At 55.2% G+C, this 25,827-nt stretch carries 33 protein-coding genes and 1 other RNA gene; 27 read left to right on the forward strand and 7 right to left on the reverse strand.

Annotated elements, in window-relative coordinates; all coding sequences use genetic code 11:
- Positions 1–7: 7 nt before the first annotated feature.
- Together L1I42_RS14295 and L1I42_RS14300 are read right to left on the reverse strand one after the other, a co-directional pair.
- The gene (locus L1I42_RS14295; RefSeq protein WP_236115343.1) at positions 8–1,006 is read right to left on the reverse strand and encodes an NAD(P)-dependent alcohol dehydrogenase; all 999 of its coding nucleotides are present in this window, start codon (positions 1,004–1,006) and stop codon (positions 8–10) included.
- Positions 1,007–1,064: 58 nt separating this feature from the next.
- Positions 1,065–1,442, reverse strand: a complete 378-nt coding sequence (locus L1I42_RS14300) for a winged helix-turn-helix transcriptional regulator (protein ID WP_236115344.1) — start codon at positions 1,440–1,442, stop codon at positions 1,065–1,067.
- A gap of 172 nt (positions 1,443–1,614) precedes the next feature.
- Here L1I42_RS14300 and L1I42_RS14305 point away from each other — a divergent pair, with 172 nt between their 5' ends.
- Together L1I42_RS14305 and L1I42_RS14310 are read left to right on the forward strand one after the other, a co-directional pair.
- Positions 1,615–2,031 (forward strand): nuclear transport factor 2 family protein, encoded by a 417-nt coding sequence (locus L1I42_RS14305; RefSeq protein ID WP_236115345.1) that lies wholly within the window; start codon positions 1,615–1,617, stop codon positions 2,029–2,031.
- Positions 2,031–2,234 (forward strand): tautomerase family protein, encoded by a 204-nt coding sequence (locus L1I42_RS14310; protein ID WP_236115346.1) that lies wholly within the window; start codon positions 2,031–2,033, stop codon positions 2,232–2,234. The genes L1I42_RS14305 and L1I42_RS14310 overlap by 1 nt, the downstream gene beginning before the upstream one ends.
- A 33-nt stretch (positions 2,235–2,267) precedes the next feature.
- On the opposite strand, the gene L1I42_RS14315 is transcribed toward L1I42_RS14310, so the two are convergent.
- The 3 genes from L1I42_RS14315 to tkt form a co-directional block, all read right to left on the reverse strand.
- Positions 2,268–3,467, reverse strand: coding sequence for a phosphoglycerate kinase (locus L1I42_RS14315; protein WP_236115347.1), 1,200 nt, complete (start codon positions 3,465–3,467; stop codon positions 2,268–2,270).
- Positions 3,468–3,565: 98 nt separating this feature from the next.
- Positions 3,566–4,573, reverse strand: coding sequence for a type I glyceraldehyde-3-phosphate dehydrogenase (gene gap / locus L1I42_RS14320; RefSeq protein ID WP_236115348.1), 1,008 nt, complete (start codon positions 4,571–4,573; stop codon positions 3,566–3,568).
- 41 nt (positions 4,574–4,614) lie between these two features.
- On the reverse strand, positions 4,615–6,594 hold the full coding sequence (tkt, locus tag L1I42_RS14325; protein WP_236115349.1) for a transketolase: 1,980 nt from the start codon (positions 6,592–6,594) through the stop codon (positions 4,615–4,617).
- A 219-nt stretch (positions 6,595–6,813) separates the two neighbouring features.
- On the opposite strand from tkt, the gene L1I42_RS14330 reads away from it, so the two are divergent.
- The 5 genes from L1I42_RS14330 to L1I42_RS14350 all read left to right on the forward strand — a co-directional run bounded on the left by L1I42_RS14330 (position 6,814) and on the right by L1I42_RS14350 (position 9,167).
- Positions 6,814–7,101, forward strand: a complete 288-nt coding sequence (locus tag L1I42_RS14330) for a DUF4164 family protein (protein ID WP_236115350.1) — start codon at positions 6,814–6,816, stop codon at positions 7,099–7,101.
- Between the two features lie 12 nt (positions 7,102–7,113).
- On the forward strand, positions 7,114–7,494 hold the full coding sequence (locus L1I42_RS14335; RefSeq protein ID WP_236115351.1) for a cell division protein ZapA: 381 nt from the start codon (positions 7,114–7,116) through the stop codon (positions 7,492–7,494).
- Positions 7,495–7,537: 43 nt separating this feature from the next.
- Positions 7,538–7,697: non-coding RNA, 6S RNA (ssrS, locus tag L1I42_RS14340), on the forward strand.
- Positions 7,698–7,716: 19 nt separating this feature from the next.
- On the forward strand, positions 7,717–8,319 hold the full coding sequence (locus L1I42_RS14345; protein ID WP_236115352.1) for a 5-formyltetrahydrofolate cyclo-ligase: 603 nt from the start codon (positions 7,717–7,719) through the stop codon (positions 8,317–8,319).
- A 29-nt stretch (positions 8,320–8,348) separates the two neighbouring features.
- On the forward strand, positions 8,349–9,167 hold the full coding sequence (locus L1I42_RS14350) for a TIGR00282 family metallophosphoesterase (RefSeq protein ID WP_236115353.1): 819 nt from the start codon (positions 8,349–8,351) through the stop codon (positions 9,165–9,167).
- A 346-nt stretch (positions 9,168–9,513) separates the two neighbouring features.
- On the opposite strand, the gene L1I42_RS14355 is transcribed toward L1I42_RS14350, so the two are convergent.
- The gene (locus tag L1I42_RS14355; RefSeq protein ID WP_236115354.1) at positions 9,514–10,080 is read right to left on the reverse strand and encodes a TetR/AcrR family transcriptional regulator; all 567 of its coding nucleotides are present in this window, start codon (positions 10,078–10,080) and stop codon (positions 9,514–9,516) included.
- Between the two features lie 94 nt (positions 10,081–10,174).
- Here L1I42_RS14355 and L1I42_RS14360 point away from each other — a divergent pair, with 94 nt between their 5' ends.
- The 13 genes from L1I42_RS14360 (at position 10,175) to ybgC (ending at position 18,738) form a co-directional block, all read left to right on the forward strand.
- Positions 10,175–11,251, forward strand: a complete 1,077-nt coding sequence (locus L1I42_RS14360) for an NAD-dependent epimerase/dehydratase family protein (protein ID WP_236115355.1) — start codon at positions 10,175–10,177, stop codon at positions 11,249–11,251.
- A gap of 144 nt (positions 11,252–11,395) precedes the next feature.
- Positions 11,396–12,145: a YebC/PmpR family DNA-binding transcriptional regulator gene (locus L1I42_RS14365; protein WP_236115356.1), complete on the forward strand. Its 750-nt coding sequence runs from the start codon at positions 11,396–11,398 to the stop codon at positions 12,143–12,145.
- Between the two features lie 28 nt (positions 12,146–12,173).
- Positions 12,174–12,587: a DUF2946 family protein gene (locus L1I42_RS14370; RefSeq protein WP_236115357.1), complete on the forward strand. Its 414-nt coding sequence runs from the start codon at positions 12,174–12,176 to the stop codon at positions 12,585–12,587.
- 40 nt (positions 12,588–12,627) lie between these two features.
- Positions 12,628–13,128, forward strand: coding sequence for a copper chaperone PCu(A)C (locus L1I42_RS14375; RefSeq protein WP_236115358.1), 501 nt, complete (start codon positions 12,628–12,630; stop codon positions 13,126–13,128).
- A gap of 111 nt (positions 13,129–13,239) precedes the next feature.
- Entirely contained in the window at positions 13,240–13,749 is a 510-nt protein-coding gene (gene ruvC / locus L1I42_RS14380) for a crossover junction endodeoxyribonuclease RuvC (RefSeq protein ID WP_236115518.1), read from the forward strand.
- Positions 13,746–14,363 carry a Holliday junction branch migration protein RuvA gene (gene ruvA, locus L1I42_RS14385; protein ID WP_236115359.1) on the forward strand — a complete coding sequence of 206 codons (618 nt, stop codon included), beginning with the start codon at positions 13,746–13,748 and terminating at the stop codon, positions 14,361–14,363. Before ruvC ends, ruvA begins: the two co-directional genes overlap by 4 nt.
- A complete protein-coding gene (locus L1I42_RS14390) occupies positions 14,360–14,899 on the forward strand; it encodes a hypothetical protein (protein WP_236115360.1) in 540 nt (179 codons plus the stop codon). Before ruvA ends, L1I42_RS14390 begins: the two co-directional genes overlap by 4 nt.
- Positions 14,900–14,913: 14 nt before the next feature.
- Positions 14,914–15,966 carry a Holliday junction branch migration DNA helicase RuvB gene (gene ruvB / locus L1I42_RS14395; protein ID WP_236115361.1) on the forward strand — a complete coding sequence of 351 codons (1,053 nt, stop codon included), beginning with the start codon at positions 14,914–14,916 and terminating at the stop codon, positions 15,964–15,966.
- Positions 15,967–16,033: 67 nt separating this feature from the next.
- Entirely contained in the window at positions 16,034–16,846 is an 813-nt protein-coding gene (locus L1I42_RS14400; protein WP_236115362.1) for a metallophosphoesterase, read from the forward strand.
- Positions 16,847–16,866: 20 nt separating this feature from the next.
- Complete coding sequence (locus tag L1I42_RS14405) at positions 16,867–17,355, forward strand: NUDIX hydrolase (RefSeq protein WP_236115363.1); 489 nt, start codon at positions 16,867–16,869, stop codon at positions 17,353–17,355.
- Between the two features lie 3 nt (positions 17,356–17,358).
- On the forward strand, positions 17,359–17,844 hold the full coding sequence (locus L1I42_RS14410; protein ID WP_236115364.1) for an NUDIX hydrolase: 486 nt from the start codon (positions 17,359–17,361) through the stop codon (positions 17,842–17,844).
- A gap of 15 nt (positions 17,845–17,859) precedes the next feature.
- A complete protein-coding gene (locus L1I42_RS14415; protein WP_236115365.1) occupies positions 17,860–18,315 on the forward strand; it encodes a hypothetical protein in 456 nt (151 codons plus the stop codon).
- Positions 18,316–18,738, forward strand: coding sequence for a tol-pal system-associated acyl-CoA thioesterase (ybgC, locus tag L1I42_RS14420; protein WP_236115366.1), 423 nt, complete (start codon positions 18,316–18,318; stop codon positions 18,736–18,738).
- Here ybgC and L1I42_RS14425 read toward each other — a convergent pair.
- Complete coding sequence (locus tag L1I42_RS14425) at positions 18,735–19,286, reverse strand: TetR/AcrR family transcriptional regulator (protein ID WP_236115367.1); 552 nt, start codon at positions 19,284–19,286, stop codon at positions 18,735–18,737. The genes ybgC and L1I42_RS14425 overlap by 4 nt on opposite strands.
- A 78-nt stretch (positions 19,287–19,364) precedes the next feature.
- On the opposite strand from L1I42_RS14425, the gene L1I42_RS14430 reads away from it, so the two are divergent.
- The 7 genes from L1I42_RS14430 to pal all read left to right on the forward strand — a co-directional run bounded on the left by L1I42_RS14430 (position 19,365) and on the right by pal (position 25,721).
- Positions 19,365–20,393, forward strand: a complete 1,029-nt coding sequence (locus tag L1I42_RS14430) for a DUF418 domain-containing protein (RefSeq protein ID WP_236115368.1) — start codon at positions 19,365–19,367, stop codon at positions 20,391–20,393.
- A gap of 197 nt (positions 20,394–20,590) precedes the next feature.
- Positions 20,591–21,295, forward strand: coding sequence for a protein TolQ (gene tolQ / locus L1I42_RS14435; RefSeq protein ID WP_236115369.1), 705 nt, complete (start codon positions 20,591–20,593; stop codon positions 21,293–21,295).
- A complete protein-coding gene (gene tolR / locus L1I42_RS14440) occupies positions 21,295–21,744 on the forward strand; it encodes a protein TolR (RefSeq protein ID WP_236115370.1) in 450 nt (149 codons plus the stop codon). Before tolQ ends, tolR begins: the two co-directional genes overlap by 1 nt.
- Positions 21,745–21,746: 2 nt before the next feature.
- A complete protein-coding gene (gene tolA / locus L1I42_RS14445; protein ID WP_236115371.1) occupies positions 21,747–22,781 on the forward strand; it encodes a cell envelope integrity protein TolA in 1,035 nt (344 codons plus the stop codon).
- A gap of 49 nt (positions 22,782–22,830) precedes the next feature.
- Entirely contained in the window at positions 22,831–24,150 is a 1,320-nt protein-coding gene (gene tolB, locus L1I42_RS14450; protein WP_439651508.1) for a Tol-Pal system beta propeller repeat protein TolB, read from the forward strand.
- Positions 24,151–24,240: 90 nt separating this feature from the next.
- On the forward strand, positions 24,241–25,059 hold the full coding sequence (gene ygiD / locus L1I42_RS14455) for a 4,5-DOPA-extradiol-dioxygenase (protein ID WP_236115373.1): 819 nt from the start codon (positions 24,241–24,243) through the stop codon (positions 25,057–25,059).
- Positions 25,060–25,232: 173 nt separating this feature from the next.
- Positions 25,233–25,721, forward strand: coding sequence for a peptidoglycan-associated lipoprotein Pal (gene pal / locus L1I42_RS14460; RefSeq protein ID WP_236115374.1), 489 nt, complete (start codon positions 25,233–25,235; stop codon positions 25,719–25,721).
- The last annotated feature ends 106 nt before the right edge of the window (positions 25,722–25,827 follow it).

The following is a 25,827-nucleotide window of genomic DNA, read 5'->3' on the forward strand; positions in this document are numbered from 1 at the left end:
CAATAGCTTAAGATGCTTCCGGGTAGGGCAGGTAGCGCGCGCCATCAGGCACCATGCGCACCACATGTTTGCCTTTGGCCAACATTTCTGACTGGGCGGCCATGGCCCCTTTGAGATGTTCAAACGGGTAAATCTGCTCAATAAAGCAGCGTATTTTTTTGTCGCGCACCAGTTCCGCCATCTCGGTCATTTGATCCGACGCATTGTCCCAGGCAAGTATGCTGATCTTTTTGCCATCCTCGCGGGTTTTGCGGCTGGCCAAAAACAAGCGCAACAGCATAAAGGCGTTGCCGCCCACCACAATATAGTGACCATGGGGCTTGAGTGCATCATAACATTTGGCCGGGCGGCGGCGGGCCACCATGTCGATCACCACATCGAACTTTTGCTCAAGGCGGGAGAAATCGGTGGCCTTGAAATCATAGGTATGGTCGGCACCAAAGGCGTGCATGGCCTCCTGCTTTTCCGCCCTGTCCACGGCGTGCACCACTGCGCCTTGAAGTTTGGCCAGCTGCACCGCGAACATGCCTGCACCGCCGCCAGCGCCATTGATCAGCACATGCATGCAGGGCTGAATATTGCCCATGCGCGTGGCTTGCAGCGCCAACAGGCCAGCTTGAGGCAGGGTGGCCGCTTCTTCATCGCTCACGCCTTCGGGGATTTTCGCCATGTTCTCTGCCTTGCCGCACACATATTCCGCAAAGGCGCCCCAACCGCTTTGGGATAGATCGCCAAACACGCGATCACCTACGGCAAATTGGGTGACCTGATCCCCCACATGTGCCACCACGCCAGCAACGTCGCCGCCCAAAATCGGGTGGGCTGGCACCTTAATGTTTTCAAAGCGGGTAAACACATGGCCACGCAATTTGTCCCAGTCCCAGCTGTTAAGCGAGGTGGCGTGGACCTTGATCAGAATTTCGTCCGGGGCGGGGGTGGGAATCTCAATATCCTTCAGCTGCAAATTGTCGGCAGCGCCGTATTTTTCGCAAATATAGGCCTTCATGGCTGCCTCTCTTGCCTGCGGAACATGCAAGGTAAGATGGGCATAAATTATGGCTGTATCAAGCCGACTGCTTCAGTTTGTAGCCCACCTCCACGATCGCGGCGAGGGCGGGCACCAGTTCGGCACCCAGGGGCGTCAGCTCATATTCCACCGAAGGCGGCGAAGTGGGGCGCACAGTGCGCTTAACCACACCACGGGCGGTCAGTTCTTTTAAGCGGGCGGAGAGGATTTTTGCCGAGATGGGCGGAATATCCACGCGCAACTCGTTAAACCGGCGCGGTCCGGCCCGCAAATGCCAGATCACATTGGGCGCCCAGGCCCCGGCGATCAGCGACATGCATTCAGTCAGTGCGCAGCCTTGCGGCGGAGGGGGGCTTTGATTTTTGCGCAGCTTAAGCGACATGGTTTCCGGCCCTTCCGGCGTTCGATTCATCATTGCAAGAGGAAAACCCTGCCAGCGCGACCATTCTTGGACACCAATCAACGCTCCATCGCAGCCACCAGCTTTCCCGGCGGTAACCTCTAACTCAAAGTTACCATCAGTTACTGGGTTGTCAATAGAAACTGCATGCCTAGATTAGGCCTCTCATTGCCGAAAAGGAAAGATGATGCAAACAGTTCAACCGCAACTCCAAGACAGCCCGGCCCCTACAGCGCAACAGATCGAGGCGTTGCTGCCGGTGTTGCAAGACTATTTTGACGGGCTCTATACGTGCGATCTCGATATCTTCAAACGGATATTTCACCCGCGGGCCGTTTACGCCACGGCAGATGAAACGCCGCTGCTTTATCGCGATATGCCGACTTATTTTGAGGTGCTGGCCCAGCGCCAATCGCCCGCCTCACGCGGCGAAGAACGGCATGATGTGATTGATCAAATCCAGTTTGCCGGGGCCAACACTGCCTTTGCGCAAGTGCGCTGTCGCATCGGCACCAAGCAATTTGTTGATTTTCTCACCCTGGTCCGTGAAGGCGGCCAGTGGAAAATCATGGCCAAAATCTTTCACATTCAGGAGAACAACTAATGCCCTATGTCCATATTGAAGTCACCGATGAAGGCGTGACCAGTGAGCAGAAAAAAGCGCTGATCAAAGGCACCACCGATTTGCTGCAGAAAGTGCTGCACAAAGACCCGGCGACCACTTTTGTGGTGATTGATGAAGTGCCGCTGGAAAATTGGGGCATTGGCGGGCTGCCCGTCCCTGAGTTTCGTGCGCAACAGAAGTGAATAAAAAGCCCTGCTCAGGCGGGGCTTCTATCGCTATGCTTTCAGGGCTTCCACACCGGGCAAAGGCTTGCCCTCCATCCATTCGAGGAAGGCCCCACCAGCGGTGGAGACATAGGTGAAATCCTGCACCACACCTGCCTTGGCCAACGCGGCCACGGTGTCGCCGCCGCCAGCCACAGAAACCAGCTTGCCTTGCTTGGTGCGCTCGGCCACATAGCGGGCAACCTCGATGGTGGCGTGGCCAAAGGGATCCAGTTCAAACGCGCCCAGCGGGCCGTTCCAGATGACGGTTTTGGCTTCATCTATCGCGCCCTTGATGCGCTCAATGGATTTTTCGCCTGCATCCAAAATCATGCCTTCCTTGTCCATGGCCTCAAGGCCATAGGTGCGGTGCGGGGCATTGGCTTCAAAGTGCCAGGCCACCACCCCATCGACGGGCAGGATAATGGCGCAGTTCTCGTCGGACGATTTGTCATAGATGCGGCGTGCCGTTTCGGCGAGGTCCTTTTCGCAAAGGGATTTGCCAATATCCACGCCTTCCGCGTGCAAGAAGGTGTTGGCCATGCCACCGCCAATCACCAAACCTTCCACCTTGGTCAACAGATTTTCCAACAGGTCGAGCTTGGTGGAGACTTTGGCGCCGCCCACAATTGCCACTACCGGTTTTTTGGGATTGCCTAGACCAGCTTGCAATGCAGACAATTCTGCTTCCATGGCGCGTCCGGCGCCCGAAGGCAGCTTGCGCGCCAGCGCTTCGGTGGAGGCATGGGCGCGGTGGGCGGATGAAAAGGCGTCGTTCAAGTAAATATCGCCCAGGCTCGCCATGCGCTTGGCCAATTCGAGGTCATTTTCCTCTTCGCCCGGATGGAAGCGCGTATTTTCCATCACATAGATGGTGCCGGCCGCGCCCTTGGCGATTTGCTCTTTGGCCGCGCTGACATCCGTCCAGTCTGTGTCCACAAATTCAACGGGTTGACCAAAGGCTTTCTGGATGGCGGGCACCACCACGCTCAACGACATGCCCTTATTGACCTGGCCCTTGGGGCGGCCAAAATGTGAGAGCAGGATTGGCGTGCCGCCTTGTTCAATAATGTAAGACATGGTGGGGGCCAGCCGCTCGATGCGGGTGCTGTCGGTCACCTCGCCATTGGCTACAGGTACATTCAAATCCACCCGCACCAGCACTTTTTTGCCGTTAAAGTCGAAATCTTCGAGTTTTTTAAAATCGGTCATTTTGTTTCCCATTGAATAAGGGCCAAATCACTTCTGATTGTAGCTAAAAAGAAGGGGCCCCAAAAGAGCCCCTCCGAAATAAGCAATGCTGATGATGATTAAATGGTCTTTGCGATCGCCACCGCCATGTCGGACATGCGGTTGGAGAAGCCCCATTCATTGTCATACCAGCTCATCACAGACACCAGATTGCCGTCCATCACTTTGGTCTGTTGAGACGCAAAGCTGGAAGAGGCGGGGTCGTGGTTGAAGTCGATGGAGACTTTAGATTCCGGATCATAATCCAGCACGCCCTTCAGCTCGCCATTGGCAGCGGCTTTCACGATCTCGTTCACTTCGTCGGCTGTGGTTTCGCGTGAGGCAATGAATTTCAAATCCACAACTGAAACGTTTGGTGTCGGTACACGCACGGACATGCCGTCCAACTTGCCATTCAGTTCAGGCAACACAAGGCCAACAGCTTTTGCTGCACCGGTTGAAGTTGGAATCATGGACATCGCGGCTGCGCGGGCACGATACAAATCCTTGTGCATTGTGTCCAAAGTCGGCTGGTCACCAGTATAGGAGTGGATTGTGGTCATCATGCCTTTTTCAATGCCCACTTTTTCGTGCAGCACTTTGGCCAATGGGGCCAGGCAGTTGGTGGTGCAAGAGGCGTTTGAAATCACTTTATGGTCAGCTGTGATTTTGTCGTGGTTCACGCCATAAACGGCCGTGATGTCTGCATCTGCGCCAGGTGCAGAGATCAGAACACGCTTGGCCCCAGCTTCCAAGTGCATCGCGGCTTTGTCACGGGCGGTGAAAATGCCGGTACATTCCATGGCAATGTCGATATCCAGTTCGCCCCAAGGCAGTTCTTTAGGGTCGCGGATGGCGTAGACTTTCATCGGGCCACGGCAAACATCAATTGTGTCGCCATCCACTTTGACTTCACCGGGGAATTTGCCGTGCACGCTGTCATAGCGGATCAAGTGGGCGTTGGTTTCCACCGGTCCCAAATCGTTGATCGCCACCACTTCGATATCGGTGCGTCCAGACTCGATGATCGCGCGCAAGACGTTGCGGCCGATGCGACCAAAACCATTAATTGCAACCCGTACTGCCATTTTTGTTCTCCAAATGCGAGGGAAGGAAATTTTTGCGTTAATTACAGTTGGGACAAGGCTGCATCAACCACGACTTTGGCCGTAATACCAAAGTGTTCAAACAGTTGATCGCCCGGGGCACTGGCCCCAAATGAGTCCATGCCGACAAATTTACCGGTAGGGCCCAAGAATTTCTGCCAGCTCATCTCGATGCCGGCTTCAACCGCCACGCGGGCCTTGGCATTGCCAAAGATTTGAGCCTTGTAATCATTTGATTGCTGCTCAAACAATTCTATGGATGGTACAGACACAACGCGGACGCTGACCTTCTTGTTTTCCAGCTCTTTGGCGGCATCCATGGCCACGGAAACCTCCGAACCGGAGGCAAACAACACCACATCGGCATCTTCATTGCCCTTAAGCACGTAAGCGCCTTTGGCACAGCGGTTTTCCGAATTGAACTCGGTGCGCACAGCCGGAACGCCCTGACGGGTCAGAGACAAGATGGATGGCTTGTCTTTTTGCTTTAGCGACAGTTCCCAGCATTCCAACGTTTCTGTGGCGTCCGCCGGGCGGAACACAGTGAGGTTTGGAATGGCGCGCAGCGCAGTCAAATGTTCAACCGGCTGGTGGGTCGGGCCATCTTCGCCCAGGCCGATGGAATCGTGGGTCATCACGAAGATGGAGCGAATGCCCATCAAGGCCGCCAAGCGGATGGACGGACGGCAATAGTCGGTGAACACCATAAAGGTGCCGCCGTAAGGGATCAGGCCGCCATGTAGCGCAATGCCGTTCATGGCCGCTGCCATGCCGTGCTCACGAATCCCGTAATACACATAATTGCCGGAACGGTCGTCGGCTGTGAAAATGCCTTGTTCACCAGACTTGGTGTTGTTGGAGCCAGTCAAATCGGCAGAGCCGCCAAACATTTCCGGCATAATGCCATTGATCACCTCGAGCGCCTTGTTGGAGGCAACACGGGTCGCGATCTTTGGCTTTTCGTCGGCCAGCTGATGCTTGAATTTCTTGATGTCGGCTGCAAAGCTGGAGGGAAGCTCACCGCTCAGACGACGTTCAAATTCAGCGCGGGTGTCGGCGTCTTTTTCGGCCAAACGCTCTTCCCATGCCGTGCGGTGCTTGGTGGAGCGACAACCCGCCAAGCGCCACGCGTCCAACACCTCTTCCGGAATTTCGAATGGCGGGTGATCCCAGCCGAGGGCTGCGCGGGCACCGGCAATTTCCTCATCGCCCAACGGCGCACCGTGGGCGGCAGATGTGCCTGCCTTGGTGGGGGCGCCAAAACCGATAACGGTTTTTGCCGCGATCATGGTGGGCTTGTCAGATTTCTGCGCTTCGAGGATGGCTTTTTCCACCGCATCTTCGTCGTGGCCATCCACCGCAATGGTGTGCCAGCCGGCGGCGCGGAAGCGGGCATGCTGGTCAGTTGAGTCAGAAAGAGAGACTTTGCCATCGATGGTGATGTCGTTGTCGTCCCAGATCACGATCAGCTTTTTCAGCTTTAGGTGACCGGCAAGGCCAATCGCTTCCTGGCTGATGCCTTCCATCAGGCAGCCGTCGCCAGCAATTACATAGGTGTAGTGGTCGACCAAATCTTCACCAAAGTCGGCGGCCATTTTGGCTTCGGCCATTGCCATGCCGACGGCATTGGAAATGCCTTGCCCCAGTGGGCCGGTGGTGGTTTCGATACCTGTCGCGTGGCCATATTCTGGGTGACCTGCCGTTTTTGACCCCAACTGACGGAAATTTTTGATTTCGTCCATGGTCATATCTTCATAGCCCAGCAGGTGCAGGCACGAGTAAAGCAGCATGGAGCCGTGACCGGCGGAAAGCACAAAACGGTCCCTATCGGCCCAGTTTGGCGCTTTGGGATCAAATTTCATGATTTTGGTGAACAAAACCGTCGCAATGTCGGCAGCGCCCATCGGCATACCCGGATGCCCGATATTGGCTTTTTGCACCGCGTCCATAGAAAGTGCGCGAATTGCGTTGGCCATTGCGCTTGTTTTGGCTAGATCAGTCATTTAAATGCTGCCCCGGTTAAATCTGTTGCGTAAGCAAGAAATATTTTGGCGCACTCATAGCAGCTACACCTTTTGAGTCAATTCCCCCAATTTCGCCAAACTTGTTGTACAAAGCTAGGCGAATATGGTCTTTTAGGTGAGCTTTTAGCTATACATCTATGAGAATCAAAATAAAGTTCGGCGTATGTAGCCATACTTACGCTTTGATGTTGGACGATTATGGGCGAACAAAAATATTCGATTGAAGACGCAAATCGGCGCCTCGACAAGGCGTTGGACCGCTTGGAGCGCTTGGCGCATCGGGCTCGGTCCAAGGTGATCGATGCGAGTAAGATCGAGCATCAAGTGCAAAATCTGGCAACCGATCGATCACGTCTGGCCAACGAACTGGATCAAACGCGCGCCTATGCCCGCACAGTTGAACAATCCGCAAAGGATGTTTCAAAACGGATAATGCGTGCCATGGAAAAGGTGCAAGTGGCCCTAAATGGGGAAGACGAAGCGTAACAGGATCTTTTTATGGCGGACATACAGGTTGAAATTGACGGGCGCAAATATCGCATGGCGTGTGAAGATGGCCAGGAAGGCCATGTGCGGGCTTTGGCGGATCGGTTTTCAGCCTATGTGGAAGCCCTTAAATCAGAATTTGGCCAGGCAGGGGATGTGCGGCTCACCGTCATGGCGGCGCTCACCGTGATGGATGATATGAAAGCGCTTGAAGATGAACTGCAAGATGCACGCGGCGCTTTGGAAAAACTTTCGTCCAAATGCAACAATCTGATCAGTGATCGCGACCAGTTGGAGGCAAATTTCGCCAATCAGGTGGTGATGATAGCGGAGCGTGTGGAAACCCTTGCGAAACAGCTGGAGCTGGACGCCGAAGAAGAGATGCAAAATTAGCCGAAATTTGGGGTTTCGTTTTGCCTTTGTCTTCACTATATCTAACCCGCTGCCCGGTTCGTGCCGGAAATAAGCATCCACGGGGCCTTACCGATCCTTAAGGGAGCTGTCACTGATTAGGCTCGTGGGCTTTTTCATCACGGCGCCCACCTACTATTGTAGGTTCCAGGATCTAAATTTCCGACGGCCAGGGCGGCAATTTCATTTTTGAGGGCGGGTAAGTTGACCGACACCACATTGGAACAGCAAGACGCGATTGATGCGGTAAAGGCGCAAATGCGCAAAGAGGCGCATGCGCGCCGCGCCAGCCTTTCGGATACCTATCGCAAAGAGGCGGCCAAAGCCGCAGCAGAAACCTTTATCGCCGCGGTGCCGGTGCCTTATGCCCAGACCATTTCCATTTATTGGGCCATTCGCGACGAGCTGGATTGCACGCCCTTGCTCACCCACTTTATGGATGATGGACATCGGGTTTGCCTGCCGGTGGTGATGGGGCGCGATCTGCCGCTGGAAATGCGGCTCTGGGCGCCCACCGATCCGCTCGTGCCCAACGGGTTCAACACCATGGCGCCACCCGCCGGCGCCGAAACCGTGGTGCCCGATATTGTGGTGACGCCGCTTCTTGGCTTTGATGGCACGGGCACGCGTTTGGGTTATGGGGGCGGATATTATGATCGCAGCCTTGCATCCTGGCCGCAAAAACCCTTATTGGTGGGCTACGCCTTTGGCGTGCAGGAATTTGACCATTTGCCGCGTGACACGCATGATGTGCCCTTGGATATGGTGGTCACGGAAAATGGAGTAAGGCGGTTTTCCGAGGGCTAGGCCCCGGCCGCACAGCAGGGCGCGTTTATATGCGGATTTTGTTTTTGGGCGATGTGATGGGCCGGGCGGGCCGACGGGCAGTTGTTGATTATCTGCCCGACATCAAGCAGCGCTATCGGTTCGACTTTGTTATCGTCAATGGGGAAAATGCGTCGCACGGGCGCGGGCTGACCGAAAAGCATTTTGAATGCTTGCTGGATGCGGGCGCCGATATGGTCACCCTGGGCGATCATGCCTTCGACCAGCGCGAAACCTTTGGCGTGATCGCCCGCGACAATCGCCTGCTGCGCCCGATCAATATGAGTGATGCGGCACCGGGCCGCGGGGCCATGCTCTATGATGCGCCCAATGGCCAGCGCGTGCTGGTGATCAATGCGCTGGGGCGGGTGTTTATGAACCCGATTGAAGATCCCTTTTTTGCGGTTGAAAAAGCCATTGCCGACTGCCCGCTGGGCGAAGTGGCGGATGCCATCATTTTGGATTTTCACGCGGAAGCCACTTCAGAAATGCAGGCCATGGGCCAATTTCTGGATGGCCGTGCCAGCCTGGTCGTGGGCACCCATACCCATATTCCAACCGCCGATCATCGTGTGTTGAAAGGCGGTACAGGGCTGATGAGCGATGCGGGCATGTGCGGCGATTATGACAGCGTGATCGGTATGGACGCCGAAGAGCCGGTCAACCGGTTTCTCACCGGCCTCACCCGCGAACGCTTTACCCCGGCAGAGGGCAGCCCGAGCCTTTGCGGCGTTGCCATTGAAGCTGACAATCGCACAGGTCTTTGTACCTCCATCCAGCCTTTGCGGGTGGGCGGCTCAATCGGCCAGGCGCTGCCGGACTTTGATTAGGTCCAAAAATCAGATTGGATTTTTGAAAGAGTTAACCAAGACTAACTATCTTACCGGGCTTGCCCGCGTAATCCATTTCATGTTTCCCCGATGCACTGCAGGTGAAAGAACGTACGATCTTACCGCGTCGCTCAAGTGAAATGGATTGCAAGATCAAGTCTTGCAATGACGGTGGTGAGTTTGGTTAGGGGAGAGCTAATCTTACGTACGCTTCTCAATTTGATAGTCACCCTGCTTTTACCTCTGGCGCATTCCCGGCCTTGAGCCGGGATCAAGTCGGATTTAGCTTGCCTAAGATCAGAATGCGTGGCGAACGCCACTTTTTGTTCGGGACGGCGTCAAGCGGCTAAACGCGATCCACCAAATCCTGCAGGGTTTTGCCCAACAGTCGGACCATATCTTCAGTCCCTCCGGTACTGGTGGTTTGCACATCCACAACGCGGTTTAACAGATCGTAGCCCGCCAGTTGGGTGACAATCAAGCTGGCGCGTTCGTGCGCGGTATTACCGTTAAGGCGCAAGGCCAAGGGTTTGATGATCTGGTCTTCAACCGTCTGGCGCAGCAGGGGGATCGCTTCTTTGCTGGTGGAGGCGCGTAACAGGGCAACCAGCGGATCAAATTCTTTTTCACCGGTCTTGGCCGCAAACATATTGGCCACACGTTGACCAAAATCCGCCATATCCCCCGCCAACAAAAACTCAATATTCAGCTCAGGCAGGATGGCTTTTTTGAACAAACCTTCCTTGGAGCCGAAATAGCGATTGATCAGGGCCACATTCACATTGGCCCGATCGGCCATCTCGCGCGTACCGGCTGCATCATAGCCTTTTTCGAAAAAGGTCTGGCGGGCGGCGTCCAGAATGGCTTGTTGGGTCTTTTCGGCATTGCGGCGCTTTGGCGTGGCAGGGGGCATGATAAGTAATCAACTGTTGACTTATATAGATTCACTGCTTAAGTATACACCTGATTACAAATTTGACCAGAGGCGAAGCCGAACGGAGATGAACATGTCCCAATCTATACCTGATTATTCCTCGAAAGCCCCTGTTTTGGTGACCGGGGCCACCGGCTATCTGGCTGGATGGATCGTGAAACGCCTGTTGGAAGAGGGCAAAACGGTGCATGCCGCTGTGCGCGACCCGAACAACAGCCAAAAGATCGCCCATCTGGATAAGATGGCGGCTGATTTGCCCGGTGAGATCAAATATTTCAAAGCCGATTTGTTGGACGAAGGCAGTTTTGATGCGGCGATGGCCGGGTGCGATGTGGTGATGCACACGGCCTCGCCATTCACGTCGGATGTGAAAGATCCGCAAAAAGATCTGGTGGATCCGGCGGTTAAAGGCACCCGCAATGTACTGCAATCGGCCAACCGCACCGACAGTGTGAAACGTGTGGTGGTCACCAGCTCCTGCGCCGCCATTTATGGCGATGCTGTGGATGTGGCGAAATCGTCAGGGAGCAAATTGACTGAGAAGGATTGGAACACCACTTCACGGCTCGACCATCAGGCTTATTCCTTTTCCAAAGTGGAGGCGGAAAAGGCGGCCTGGGAAATGGAGAAGGCGCAAGATCGGTGGCAGTTAGTGACCATCAATCCATCCTTTATCATCGGGCCAGGTACCGCGGAAACGCAAACATCTGAGAGCTTTAATTTGGTGAAGCAGGCAGGCGATGGCACCTTCAAAATGGGTGTGCCGAAAATGGAAATCGGTATGGTGGATGTGCGCGACGTGGCAGAAGCCCATTTGCGGGCCGGTTTTATTGACGAGGCCGCAGGGCGCCATATTGTGTCGAAAGAAACAAGAGATTTTCTCTATATTTGCCAAGTGCTGCGCGACAAATTTGGCGAACACTATCCCTTTGCCAAGGGCTATTTGCCCAAGTGGTTGGTGTGGTTGATTGGCCCAATGGCCAACAAAGCGCTGACGCGGGAAATGGTGGCCAAAAATGTGGATCACCCTTGGGCCGCCGACAACAGCAAATCGAAAGAAGCGCTTGGGCTGACCTATCGGCCGCTGGAACCGGCACTCGAAGACATGTTCCAGCAATTGCTGAATAATGGGGCTGTTGCCAGGAAGTAAGATTGGTTCACACGTCAGGATGAATGCAGATTGGGTAGAGCTGCATCGGGGCACGAAAAGTGGATCGCAAGGCTTTATTTTCGCTGCGTCCCGCCATATAAGGAGCCAAACTCACTCATTCATCAAAAGGATGTCCGTAAGACCATGGCAGGCCATTCCAAGTTTAAAAACATTATGCACCGCAAGGGCCGTCAAGATAAGGCGCGCTCGAAGCAGTTTTCAAAACTGTCGAAAGAGATCACGGTTGCCGCTAAAATGGGCATGCCGGATCCAGAAATGAATCCACGTTTGCGCCTTGCCGTTCAAAATGCCAAGGCCCAGTCGATGCCCAAAGACAATATCGAACGGGCCATTAAAAAGGCGATTGGCGGCGACGCGGAAACATATGATGAAATCCGGTATGAGGGTTATGGCCCGGGCGGCGTGGCCGTGATCGTTGAAGCTTTGACCGACAACCGCAACCGCTCGGCAGCCAATGTGCGCGCGATTTTTTCCAAAAATGGTGGCGCATTGGGCGAAACCGGTTCTGTTGGGTTTATGTTTGATCGCATGGGCGAAATCACATACCCGGCTGAAGTTGGCGACGCAGACACCGTGATGGAGGCCGCGATTGAAGCGGGTGCCGATGATGTGGAATCAAGCGAAGATGGCCACATCATTTATTGCGTGTTTGAGGATTTGAACGACGTGTCCACGGCGTTGGAAGAGAGCCTTGGGGAACCCAAATCGGTGAACCCGATCTGGAAGCCGCAAAATCTGACACCGATCGATGCGGAAAAGGGTGCGACATTATTTAAGTTGATGGAAGCGCTCGAAGATGATGATGATGTTCAGAACATCTACGTCAATTACGATATGTCTGATGAAGATATGGCGAAATTGTCGGAAGAGTAACTGACACTTATCAAAGATCGGGCGAACCATGTTTCGTCACTGTTTAAGAATGGCTGGTTTGCTGCTGCCGCGTTTCTCTAAACAAGAGTGCGGCGTGGCGCTGGCCATTTTCTTGATGTTTCAAGCCATGCTGCCCAGCTATGCGGCAGCGCTCTCCTCTTCCAATCATGAAGATGGCTTGATTCTGTGTACATCGCATGGGCTGATCAATGTCAGCCAGCAGGATGTGCCGAAAACGCCTCACGTGCCGACCGAAGAAGACGGGCTTTGTGTTCTGGCGCAACTGGCCGGGTTCGGGGCGCATATTGCGCCTGTGATTGAACTGGACGCACATGATGCTGGTCTGCTCGTCCTGCCAAACGTGAATGAGCCTTTTTCCGGGTATTCACGGCTGGACGATTATCGGCCCCAAGCGCAAAGGGCCCCGCCTCAAGTGATTTGAATGTGACCCAGCAATTCAAATCAAGTTTACGAGGACTAAAATGAGCAAATTTTTAAACCCGGTGGGCGTGTTGATGACCGCCCTGATGCTGATCGCGGCGACCCTATCCCCCAGCTTTGCCGAACATCCCAAAATGGTGATGGCCGGCGACATCAAGATCGAAAAAGCCTGGACCCGCGCCACGCCAAATGGCGCCAAGGCGGGTGGGGCCTTTGTGACCCTGACCAATCAGGGCGAAGCGGCAGATCGGCTGATTGATGCCAAGTCAGATGTGGCGAAAAATGTCGAAATTCATGAAATGAACATGACGGACGGCGTGATGAATATGCAGCAGCTTGAAGCCGGGCTGGAGATCAAGCCGGGCGAAACTGTTGAGCTGAAGCCGGGCAGTTTCCACATTATGATGATGGGGCTCAACCAAACCATCAAAGTGGATGAGATGATCAGCATTACGCTTGTCTTTGAAGAGGCGGGCGACGTGGATGTGATGTTCCCTGCAGCCCCCTTGGGTGCGCCCGCCATGGATCATAACAACCACTAAAACTGGCGCAAATGTCGCCAACTGACTTGCGTACAGAACAAGAACATGTTCAAACTGAACCGGCGTGCACACAATGTGCGCGCCGCTTTTGATTCAAATGATGGGGCTGCGGTGAGCGCACATTCAATTCGTATATTGGGGCTGGACCCGGGCTTGCGCCAGACCGGCTGGGGCGTGATCGACACGGAGGGGAACCGGCTCAAATTTGTCGCCTCGGGCACCATCAAGCCGCCCACCGAACCAGATTTAAGCGAGCGGCTCCTCTGTCTTCACGACGAAATAAAAAAGCTAATTGAGGAATTTACCCCCGATGAAGCGGCGGTGGAGGAAACCTTCGTCAATGCCGGGCCGCGCTCAGCACTGCTGTTGGGGCAGGCGCGGGGCGTGTGTTTGTTGACGCCGGCCTCGTGCGGGTTGCGCGTGGGCGAATATGCTGCCAATGCGGTTAAAAAGTCTGTGGTAGGCGCGGGCCATGCGGATAAAAAACAAATTCAAATGATGATCAAGGTGCTGATGCCCACGGCCAAGTTTAACGGTGCGGACGCGGCGGATGCGCTGGCGATTGCGGTGGCCCATGCCCACCATCGCCCGGCGCTGAATCGAAAAGAGGCAAGTCTATGATTGGGAAGTTGAAAGGCTTGGTGGAAAGCGTTGCCGACGACAAGGCGCTGATTGATGTCAATGGCGTTTGTTATGAAACCCATTGTTCCGGCCGCACCTTGACGGCCATGCCTGCCAAGGGCGAGGCGGTGGCGCTGTTTATCGAAACCTATGTGCGCGAAGACCAGTTGAAACTGTTCGGCTTTATTTCCGAAAGCGAGAAACAATGGTTCTTGCTGTTGATGACGGTGCAGGGTGTTGGCGCGAAAGTGGCCTTGGCCATTTTGTCGACCCTTTCGGCCTCTGAATTGTCTTCTGCCATTGCCTTGCAGGATAAAGCCATGGTGGGCCGCGCCCCCGGCGTTGGCCCGAAAGTGGCACAGCGGATCGTGTCTGAACTCAAAGGCAAGGCCCCGGTTGGCGGCACCATCGATGCGGGCGTTCAAGGGCTTCAAGAAGCCCTTGGCGAAGGCGTGGCCGCCGGCAATGTGGCCGACGCGGTCTCGGCCCTCACCAATCTGGGCTATGCCCAGGCCCAGGCCAGCGCCGCCGTGGCGCGCATTGTGGCGAAAGAGGGCGACGATGTAGACACCGAAAAACTGATCCGGATGGGGCTTAAGGAGTTGAGTTCTTGAGCAATGTCGTCAAATTCCAACCGCCGCCCAAGCGCAAACCAGAGCCTCAAGAAAAGGGCCCGCAGGAAAAAGCGGCACGGTTTGTCTGGGTCAGCGCCCTTGTGGGGCCGCTGGCCAGCGCGCTGTTGCTGATCACCTTGTTCAGCTTTTCCGATATTTGGCGCGCACTCACCAATCCGCTTGTTTCAAGCTATTGGGTGCAGCTTGGTCGGGTGTTCGGCATGGCCCTTGTTATCGGCGTTGCCGCGCTGCCCTTCAGCCTTTTGGTGTTGGGGCCTTATGCTATGGCCATCAAGAAGGGGCGCGTGCTGCAACGGGCAATCTTCATCCGCCGGGCCTTGTTGGCCGGGGCGATCTTTGGCGGCACGGTTCTCGTGGCTTTAGGGCTGATGCTGGGTTCGGGGTTAAATAACGTTGGCTTGGGACAAATATTGTTTAGTCTTGTGACAGGCGTTATAGCGGGCACCATGATTTCATTTATCTGGGCGCAGGTGATTTGGATGCTGGCCAGCCCAACGGCCAGACGCGGCCAATAAAGAGGTGGGCCTTTATGTCCGATAGCGACGTTCGAAATATTGAAAAGCCGAAGCCGGAAGAGTTGGATGTCAGCTTGCGACCTTCCTTGTTTGACGATTTTGTGGGGCAGGAAAAGGCGCGCGAGAATTTGCAGGTCTTTATCGATGCCGCCAAAAAGCGCGGCACGGCGCTGGACCATGTGTTGTTTGTTGGCCCGCCGGGCTTGGGCAAAACCACCTTGGCGCAGATTGTGGCGAAGGAATTGGGCGTGGGCTTTCGTGCCACCTCGGGGCCGGTGATTTCCAAGGCCGGAGATCTGGCAGCGCTGCTCACCAATCTGGAAGAACGCGATGTGTTGTTTATTGACGAGATTCACCGCCTCAACCCGCAAGTGGAGGAAGTGCTTTATCCGGCAATGGAGGATTTCCAGCTCGACCTGATCATTGGCGAAGGGCCGGCGGCCCGTTCGGTGCGGATCGATCTGGCCAAATTTACGCTGGTGGCGGCGACGACGCGGGCGGGGCTATTGACCACGCCCTTGCGCGACCGGTTCGGCATTCCGGTGCGGTTGCAGTTTTACACGCCGGAAGAGCTGGTGAAAATTGTGCGGCGCGGCGCGCGGCTTTTGGGCGTGGGCATGAGCGATGATGGCGCGATGGAGATTGCGCGGCGCTCACGCGGGACGCCGCGGATTGCCGGGCGCTTGTTGCGCCGGGTGGCGGATTTTGCGCAGGTGGATGATGTGGCCGAGATTACGGCTCCCGTGGCCGACAAGGCGCTGGGGCGTCTGGATGTGGATGGGCGCGGGCTGGATCAGTTGGACCGGCGCTATCTGGGCACCATCGCCACCAATTATGGCGGCGGGCCGGTGGGCATTGAAACCATCGCCGCTGCGCTTTCGGAACCGCGCGATGCGATTGAAGAAATTGTGGAACCCTATCTGATCCAGCAGGGTTTCATCCAACGCACCCCGCGTGGTCGCCTGTTGACCGCTGGCGCGTTCCAGCATCTCAATATGGGTGTGCCGCAGGGTTTTGTCGGCGTGCAAGCCAGCCTGTTCGAAGAGGGCGAAGGCGACGACCAATAGTTGCTGCCCTATTGGTGCCTGATTGTTTGCGATGATGGGGCAACCCCCAACGCGATGAAAGGCCTTTATGGTTCGTTTGAACGTAAAACATGACCGGTTCACCCCGCCAAACTGGCCCGCAGGTTTTAAGCTGCGCATTGTGGCGCTGGCCGACATACACGCCTGCACCACTTGGATGAATGTGCCACGCATCGACAAGATTGTGAAAAAGGCCAATGCTCTCAAACCCGATATTGTCGTGCTGCTCGGCGACTATCTGTCGGGCATGCATCTTATGTTCAAAAGCCTACCGCATGATCATTGGGCCGAGTCGCTGGCGCGGTTGAAAGCACCTTTGGGGGTGCATGCGGTGCTGGGCAATCATGATTGGTGGGAAGATTTGCAGGCGCAAGCGCGGCGTGGCGGCCCCACCATGGCGGGCAAGGCGCTGGAAGAGGTCGGCATCAAGCTTTACAGCAATGACGTAACCCGGCTGGAGAAAGACGGTTACGGCTTCTGGCTGGCCGGGTTGGAAAGCCAGCTGGCGTTGTTGGCCAATCGACGCTATCCCCGCCGCAATATTGAAGGGCTAGACGACCTGGAGGGTACGCTGGCGCAAGTCACCACTAACGAGCCGATCGTGATGATGGCGCATGAGCCGAATATTTTTGAGAAAATGCCGGATAGGGTGGCTGTCACATTAAGCGGCCACACCCATGGCGGCCAGGTGCGGGTGCGCAAAAAGGCGAAGTCGGCGCGCAAACGCTATGGCACGCAATATTCCTATGGGCATATTGTGGAGGATGATCGGCATCTGATCGTGTCAGGCGGGTTGGGCTACTCGGTTTTGCCATTGCGCTTTGGGGTGCCGCCTGAAATAAATCTGATTGAGCTGGGCTGATTTGTTTTAGGGTTTTTTTGATGAGCAATTTGACATTTGATGAGGGCATTGAGCGCGTCAATGTGCGCTGCGCGGGCATTATTCGCCATGAAGATCATGTGCTGGTGGTGCGGGAAGATGATGATGATTTTGTCTGCCTGCCCGGTGGGCGGGTGCAGCGCGGCGAAAGCTCTTTGGATGCGATCCATCGTGAAATGGATGAAGAGCTGAACGCCCGGATCGAGGCGCCACAATTGCGCTATATGTTGGAGAATTTCTTCTGGCGCTATGGCAAGCGTTTTCATGAATTCGGCTTTTATTATGAAATTGAAAAACCGGTGCATGTGCCGTTTGAAAAAGGCGTGTGTATGACAGGCGAAGATGATGGCAAGACCCTCAGTTTTGAATGGGTGCACAATAGCCCGGACGCGTTGGTTGAGATCAATCTTCATCCCTTTGCCATGCGCTCACGACTGGTGGAACTGCCGCAGGCCTTTGTGCATGAATGTGTGATCGACCCGGATTATTGATCCATGGCGGTAGATCTCAGCTTCAGCACCTCAAAAGAACATTTTAATGTGCGCAGCGCTGCCATTATTCGGCAGCATGATCATATTCTATGCACCAGTTTTGAGGGTCTTGGTTTCTGGTTTCTGCCCGGCGGGCGACCCAAGCGCGGCGAAACCTCGGTCGAGGGCTTAAAGCGCGAATTTCGCGAAGAACTGAATGCGAAGATCGAGGTAGATGCGCCGCATATTATCGCCGAGAGCTTTTTTGATCTGCATGATGAGCGCTATCACGAGTTGGCCCTTTATTATGTCGCTGAATGTCCGCCTGAGGTCCGGTTTGTCACGGATCAGGATTGTCACACCCATGAAGAAGAGGGTCGGATTTATCGTTATCGCTGGATCGAGTTGAATGGCCCGACCTTGAAGCAGTTTGATCTGCAACCGCGTGCTTTGCATGCGCATTTTATTGACCTGCCGCCCTTGCCGCTGCACATTGTGTTTGAAGGCTGAAAAGCGAGAGGACTTATGAAACGAGTATTGGCGTTGGTGGTGATGGCTGGGTTGGCTTGGCCGACCAGCGGGATGGCGATGGATAAATCTGGCGTGCCGGAAGTCTCCATGTTCAAGACGATGCTGGAGGCCAGCAAGAGCAATTGGGTGGCTTTTCGGGAATATGATGGCAAGCAATGGATCTATTTTTCAAATATTCTGACCGCGAGGTGTCGCCTAAAAGAAATCCGTTATTCGGTGAACTCAGATGCGCTTGACGAGCGGTTTGAAATGGTGCGGTGCATCCCGGATATGCCCTTTGCGTTGCCAAGCGACGCGCCCTGGGATGCGACGCTGATCAATCTGCCGCCGCAAACGGCAAAAACCCTCTCTGTACAACTCGTGTTTGAAGATGACAGTGAAACCGAGGTCATGACCTATCGGCCATGCGATGGCGTTGGTGATATGACTTGTGCGAAGGTGGTGCAATAAGTGAAGTTTGGTGGCGCGCTACAGGCGGACGGGTCGCATATTTTTCCCGTCCGGGTTTATTATGAAGACACAGATTTTTCCGGCAATGTCTATCATGCCGCTTATTTGAAGTTTTTTGAGCGGGCGCGCACCGAATTTTTGCGGGCGCATGACGTGCACCACCAGCAATTATTTGATGAGGAGGGGATCGCCTTTGCGGTCCGTTCCATGCAGATCGATTATGACCGGGCGGCGCATATTGACGATATATTGGAAGCCACCACAAGAGTGCTGGAAATGAAAGGATCGCGCTTCATCCTTGAGCAGATTTTGCGCCGGGGTGATGAGGTGATCACCCGTGCCAGAGTGGTGGCGGTGACCATGAAGGCCAATGGCCGCCCCACGCGCCTGCCTGCTGAATTGCGTTCCCGCTTTGGTGGCTAGGTGAGTGCTGCCGCCAGTTTCTGGAGGCTTTCTATTTCTGTTCGTTTCGGTTTGCGGTGGTCCAGCCCGCAACGCAGGCCAAGCGCCTCGATGGCATCAAGCAGCAATTCCATGTCTGAGGAGCGGGCGTTGGTCTGGATCACCAAAGCTTTGATCAGTGCTTTGCGGTTGGCATCAAAGGGGGCCGCCAATTCGGGCTGTCGCAGGGCGGCGGCCAAAATCTCTACGGAAAATATAGCATGTTCCGGGCTAGCAGTTTGTGCCAAATAGCGCAGCATAAATGCGTGCAGTGGCAGACCCGCCGCCAGGTCTTCCAGCAAGTGCTTTAACTCTTCTGCTTCGATCTGGGCAATCTCGGCCACCAGTGCGTCTTTGCTGGCGAAATGATTATAGAGATTGCCCAAGCTGATCTTGGCATGATCGGCAATGTCGCGGATGCCGGTTTGGGCAATGCCCCGTTTGATAAAACAGGTCATGGCACTTTCGACGATTAAACGCCGCTTGGCGTGTTTGGCCTTTTCGCGTTTGGTCCGCTCAGTCTTTACCATAATGTCTCTTAGCCCCTTGCATCCGCGCGCGCAACGCTTAAATGAATGAACGAATGTTCATTGAAATTGGAGTGATATATGTCCGGGCGATTGGATGGGTTGGATCTGGCGCGGCTCTTTGCCTTTATTGGCATGGTGGTGGTCAATTTTAATCTGGTGATGGGCGCGCCCATTGCTGGCAACGCGATGGCCCTCGGCGTGGCGCAAGGGCTGGAAGGGCGCGCCGCGGCCAGCTTTGTGGTGTTGGCGGGCGTTGGGCTGGGGTTGGCCTTTCGAGAGCGGGTCAATTATGCGCTGCTGTTCAAGCGCGCCGCGTTCCTCTTTGGTATCGGCATGATCAATTTGCTGATCTTTCCCGCGGACATTATTCATTATTACGCCATCTATTTTCTGTTCGCCGCCTGGCTGCTGACGCTGAATAACAAGTCTCTTTGGTGGGCAATTATCGGCATCAATCTCGTCTTTTTGGCCGGGTTGTTGTTGCTCGATTATGATGCCGGGTGGAACTGGATCACGTTTGACTATGTGGATTTCTGGACCTTTGAGGGGTTTGTGCGCAATTTGATGTTCAATGGCTGGCATCCAGTCTTGCCCTGGCTCAGCTTTCTTGCTTTCGGCATTTGGCTCAGTCGGCAAAAGCTGGGAGAAGTGCGGGTGCAAGGCGTGATGGTTGCCGGCGGCTTGATCGTCTATCTGGCTAACCATTTTGGGGCAAATCTGGTGCAACAGGCGGTGACTAATTCTGAACTGGCGCTCTTGTTCGGCACGGCCCCGGTGCCGCCCACCCCGCTTTACATGCTGGCCGGGGCCAGTGGGGCGAGCGTGCTGATCGGGGCGTGCCTGTTGCTGGCCCCGTTGCTTCAAAAGATCAGACTTTTGCCGGTGCTGCTGCCTGCCGGGCGGCAAACACTGACGCTTTATATGGCGCACATTCTTATTGGTATGGGCACGCTGGAGGCGCTGGATATGCTTTCCGGCCAGACCATCGAAGCGGTCTGGTTGGCTTCATTGACCTTTTGTGGTGCTGCAATAATGTTCGCTTATTTTTGGGCACAGAACTTCAAACGCGGACCATTGGAGTTCACGATGCGAAAAATATGTGGCTGACACCATTCATTCCCCCTTCAGCAACGCTTTATTAACCATAAATGAACCATGGCGGCGTAAACCGGTAAGCTGAAGTGACAATTGCGCAAAGTTGAGTTGTGACTTCTTAAATTTGACAAAATTGCCCGTCATGCCAAAAGCGACGGGTGAGATGTGTCAAGCTGACCGCTTTAATTGTGAAGGATTAGGGGATTATTATGGAAGCAGAACTTGCCGCGCACGGCACTGCCGATCTGTCGCTTTTTGCTTTGTTTTGGGCTGCGGACTGGGTGGTGAAGGCGGTTATGCTCGGGCTGCTGGGTGCCTCGATCTGGACTTGGGCGATCATCATCGAAAAAGGGGTGATGTATGGTCGCGCGCAACGCGCCATGAATAAGTTTGAAAAGAATTTTTGGTCTGGCCAATCCTTGGAAGATCTGTATCAGCGCCTGTCAGAAGACGAACCACGCGGCATGGGTGCCGTATTTGTTGCGGCGATGAAGGAATGGAAGCGCAGCCATGAGCAGGGTGCCTCGTCCTATATCGGGGTGCAGCAGCGGTTGGATAAGGTGCTGGACATCACCATTGGCCGCGAGAGCGATGTGCTGGAAAGCCGCCTGGGCTTTTTGGCGACCGTGGGGTCGGCAGCGCCCTTTATCGGCCTTTTCGGCACGGTGTGGGGCATTATGAATTCGTTCCAATCCATCGCGGCATCGGAAAGCACTAACCTGGCGGTTGTAGCGCCGGGCATTGCCGAAGCCTTGTTCGCCACGGCCATTGGCCTGTTGGCTGCCATTCCGGCCGTGATTGCCTATAACAAATTGTCATCTGACGCCAATAAGCTGATTGGGCGTCTGGAAGGGTTTGCGGATGAGTTTTCCGCCATTTTGACCCGTCAATTGGAAAGCCGGGAGCAGCACTAATGGGCGCAGGAATTTCACGCGGGTCAGCTGTGCGCCGTCGTGGCAGACGCCGGGGCCGGTCTGAACCGATGAGCGAGATTAACGTCACGCCGCTGGTCGACGTGATGTTGGTATTGTTGATCGTGTTTATGGTGGCCGCGCCGTTGCTGACAGTGGGTGTACCCATCGATTTGCCGCAGAGCCAGGCCAAAAGCCTGAACACAGAAAGTGAGCCGGTCACGGTCACGGTGACCGCGGATGGGCAAATCTATGTGCTTGAAGAGCTGGTGGATCGCAGCACCTTGTTGTCGAAACTGGATGAAGTTGCCGTGAATGGCACGGAAGAGCGCATTTATGTGCGCGGTGACAATGTGGCCGATTATGGCGCGGTGATGCGGGTGATGGGGCAATTGTCCGGCGCAGGCTATAGCAAAATTGGCCTGATCACCGAGCAGGAGCAAAGCCAGTAAAGATGCGTTTAGGGATCACCATATCTGCGGTTTCCCACGCCGCCCTGATTGCTGTTGGGCTGATGTCCTTCGGCCAGGCCGATGCGTTTGATCCGCAAGAGATCGAGGCGATCCCGATCGAGCTGGTGCCGATTGAGGAGTTTTCCAATATTCGGCAAGGCTCGCTGGACAGCAATGTGATTGAAACCGAAACTCCGTCTGCGGTGGATACGGAAACGCCTGCTGAGTTGGCCCAGCCCACCGGCAACACTGAGGAAGATCAGCCCACGCCAAAGGACACGCCGGAGCCAAGCCCGGCGCCGACCGACAATTCAGCGCCTGAACCGACACCACCAACGCCGCCGACGCCCGCGCCAACGCCCGAGCCTGTGGAACCGGCGACCCAGCCGGAAGAGCCTGCGCCCAGCGTGCCGGAACCTGTGGAAGAGCCAACGCCGGAACCGGTGGAAGAACCAGTTGAACAGTACGTTGCCAGTGACGAACCCGCGGCAGAACCGACCCCCGTTCCCCCATCGCCGCCTGCAGCCACCAGCGCGGTCGAGAAGGCACGCCAGGCTTTTGCGGCGCAAGAGGCAGAGCGCAAGCGACTGGCTGAGGCGCAGCGGGCGGAAGAAGCGAAAAAGAGCGAAGAAGCGGACAAGATTTCCGATATCATCAACAAAGAAGATAGTCGCGGCGGCACCACCGGTGATGGCGGGCAGAAAACTGCGGGCAAGACAACGGGCACAGCGGCGCGTTTAACCCAATCCGAACGGGCGGCCCTGGCCGCCCAGATGCGGAAATGCTGGAATCCACCGATTTCAGCGCTGGATGTCGATGGCCTGACCGTTCGGCTGCTGGTAGATTTGAACCGGGATGGCTCAGTGGCGGGCACGCCACAAGTGTTGGACATTTCGGTAACCGGACAGGTTGGTCAGGCCACGGCCTCTGCCGCCCAACGGGCGGTGCGCCGGTGTGGGCCCTATCAGTTGGCCGCAGAAAAATATGAAGAGTGGCGTCAGGTCGATGTTACTTTTGATCCAAGAGATATAAGATAGTTAAATGCAACGCCGGTCCGGGTTTTGCGTTTAGGGGGCGGAAAAGGAGATGGACATGATAAAGATCTCGCGTCGACATGCCTTGAAATTGGGTGCCGCCAGCATGGGAGCGACTGTTTTCGCGCAGCCTGCCGCCGCGTTGGTGAAAATTGTGGTGACTGGTGGAGATTTTGAGCCGATGCCGATCGGCATTCCGACCTTCAGCTCGACCGACCCGCAATTGGGCAGCGAATTGACTCAGATTGTGATCGATAATCTGCGCCGCTCCGGGTTGTTTGCGCCATTTCCGGTTGAACAGATGCCGCTTAAAATGGGCGAAGTGAATGCATCGCCGGAATTTGGCGCCTGGCGGCAATTGGGTGCCGACGCATTGGTGATGGGTACGGTGCAGCAAACTGGGGGGCAAATGCGCGCGGATGTGCGCTTGTGGGATGTGGTGGCCGGTGAGGAAGGTTTTGGCCGCTCCTTTGGCTCCAGCGAAGCCAACAAGCGCCGGGTGGCACATATTGTGTCGGACGCGATCTATAAAACCCTGACAGGGGAAGATGGTTATTTCGACACCCGGATCGTCTATGTGGCGGAGAGCGGGCCAAAGGCCAACCGCACCAAGCGTCTGGCGATTATGGATCAGGACGGTGCCAATAATCGCTATCTGACCGATGGCAATTCCATCGTGTTGACCCCGCGGTTTTCCCCGAATGGCAATTTGCTGTCTTATATGAATTTTTCGGGCGATGTGCCGCAGATTTATTTGCTCGATCTGTCTACCGGGCAGCAGCAGCGTGTGGCTGATTTTGGTAAAATGACCCTGTCGCCGCGCTTTTCGCCTGATGGCAACCATCTGGCGTTTAGTGTGACCACCGGGGCCGACACGAACCTTTATTTGATGAATTTGCAGCAGCGCAATCCCATGCAACTGACCCGCGGGGCGTCGATTGACACCAGCCCAAGCTTTTCGCCGGATGGTCAGCGGATCGCCTTTGAAAGCGATCGTGGTGGCAGTCAGCAAATTTATGTGATGGGCACCCAAGGCGGCGGCGCCCAGCGGATCAGCTTCGGCGATGGCCGCTATTCCACACCGGTCTGGTCGCCCAAGGGTGACTTGATTGCCTTTACCAAACAAAAGGACGGACAGTTCCATATCGGCACCATGCGGCCAGATGGTTCTGGCGAACGGGTTCTGGCCTCCAGCTATCTGATGGAAGGGCCGACCTGGGCCCCCAATGGCCGGGTTCTGATGTATTTCAAAGATCCCGGCGGGGACAGCGGGCCGCAGCTTTACACCATCGATGTGTGGGGCCGGAACGAGCAACGGATTCCAACGCCAACCTATGCGTCTGACCCGACCTGGTCGCCGCTGCTGGCATAAGGGCACATATTTGTGCCTTCTTGACCGGTTGAGCCAGAATGCTTAGCTCAACCGGGCGCGACAAAAGGGTTGCAGGTTAGGAAGGCCAATATGCTCAGTTCATTGCGATTTGATCAAATGTTGGATCAGTTGGCGCCGGCTGAACGGGCACCGATTGTGTTTTTGGGGCATGGCAATCCGCTTTATGCCATCACCGACAATGATTTTGCCAAAAGCTGGCGGCGTTTGGGTGAAAAGCTGGCGCGGCCGCAGGCCATTCTGTGCATTTCCGCCCATTGGGAAACCCGTCGCTCCACCCTTGTGCATGTGGGTGCGATGCCCAAAACCATTCACGATTTTTACGGGTTTCCGCAGGATTTGTTTGATGTCCAATATCCGGCTCCCGGCGCACCCGAGCTGGCGCATGATGTTGCACTGATGCTGAAAAACCATGAGGCCATCCCTACTGAAGAGTGGGGGCTGGACCATGGCGCTTGGGCCGTGCTGCGGCATCTATATCCAGAGGCGGATATTCCGGTGTTTCAGGTCTCGATCAATCGCGATCTCGATTTTGCCGGTCAACTGGCCTTGGGCCGTGATTTGAAAGCGCTGCGCGATCGTGGGGTGCTAATCTTGGGCAGTGGCAATTTGGTGCATAATCTGCGTGCCATCTCGCCTGAAGTTGAGGCGTTTGACTGGGCGCGCGAATTTGATCAGAAGGTTGCAGATCTGCTCACCGACCGCAATTTTGCCGAAATGGCCAATCGGGAACAATATGGCAGCTTGCTGAACCAGGCGCATCCCAGTGTGGAGCATTTGGCCCCGGCCTTTTATTGTGCTGGATTGGTGGATGAAAAGGATCAGCTAGCGTTCTTCAACACGCAGTTTGATATGGGTTCCTTATCCATGCGATCCTTCATTTATTACTAGCACAGATATCGGAATTTGCCGTGGGTGTCATTTTGGCCACATATTGTGGCCAAACTTGCCTTAAAATGGCCGGATTAAGCCCGCATTAACCGCGTTCAAACACCCCAAATTAAGATAAATAAGGGTATAACCGGGTCAATCAATTTCGACCTTTTCTGGAGCTATCAAGGACCATGTCCATGGCAAATCAATTTATGCGCCTTCTCAAAGGCATTACGATGGTGGCACTTGTGGCATTTGTTGCCGCTTGTGCGCGCACACCGGACGCAGGTGTGGGCAATCTGGGGCCGGGGCAGGCCCAGCCTGGCACGCCACAGGAATTTCTGGTTGCCGTTGGCGACCGCGTGTTTTTTGAGACCGACAGTTCGGTTTTGACTGCTGAAGCCCGGGCCACATTGGACAAGCAGGCTGTTTGGCTGCAAAAACATTCGCAATATAAAGTGTTGATCGAGGGTCATGCCGATGAACGCGGCACCCGTGAATATAACATTGCTTTGGGCGCACGCCGGGGCACGGCGGTGGTGAACTATCTGGTCAGTCGCGGCGTCAGCTCGACGCGCATCACCACAAAGAGCTTTGGTAAAGAGCGGCCGGTGGCAGTTTGTGACGATATTTCGTGCTGGTCGCAAAACCGCCGTGCTGTGACGGTATTGCTGCCATAAGCACTGTTTAAAAATCCTCTGCTGGAGGCGGGCGCCGGGCTTCGTGTAATGCGGACCCGGCGTTTTTTTGTCGCAATTTTGTTTTACCCCCAAGCTAAGAAATGGT

It is taken from the genome of Maritalea mediterranea (genome assembly GCF_021568695.1).
Classification (GTDB): Bacteria; Pseudomonadota; Alphaproteobacteria; order Rhizobiales; family Devosiaceae; genus Maritalea; species Maritalea mediterranea.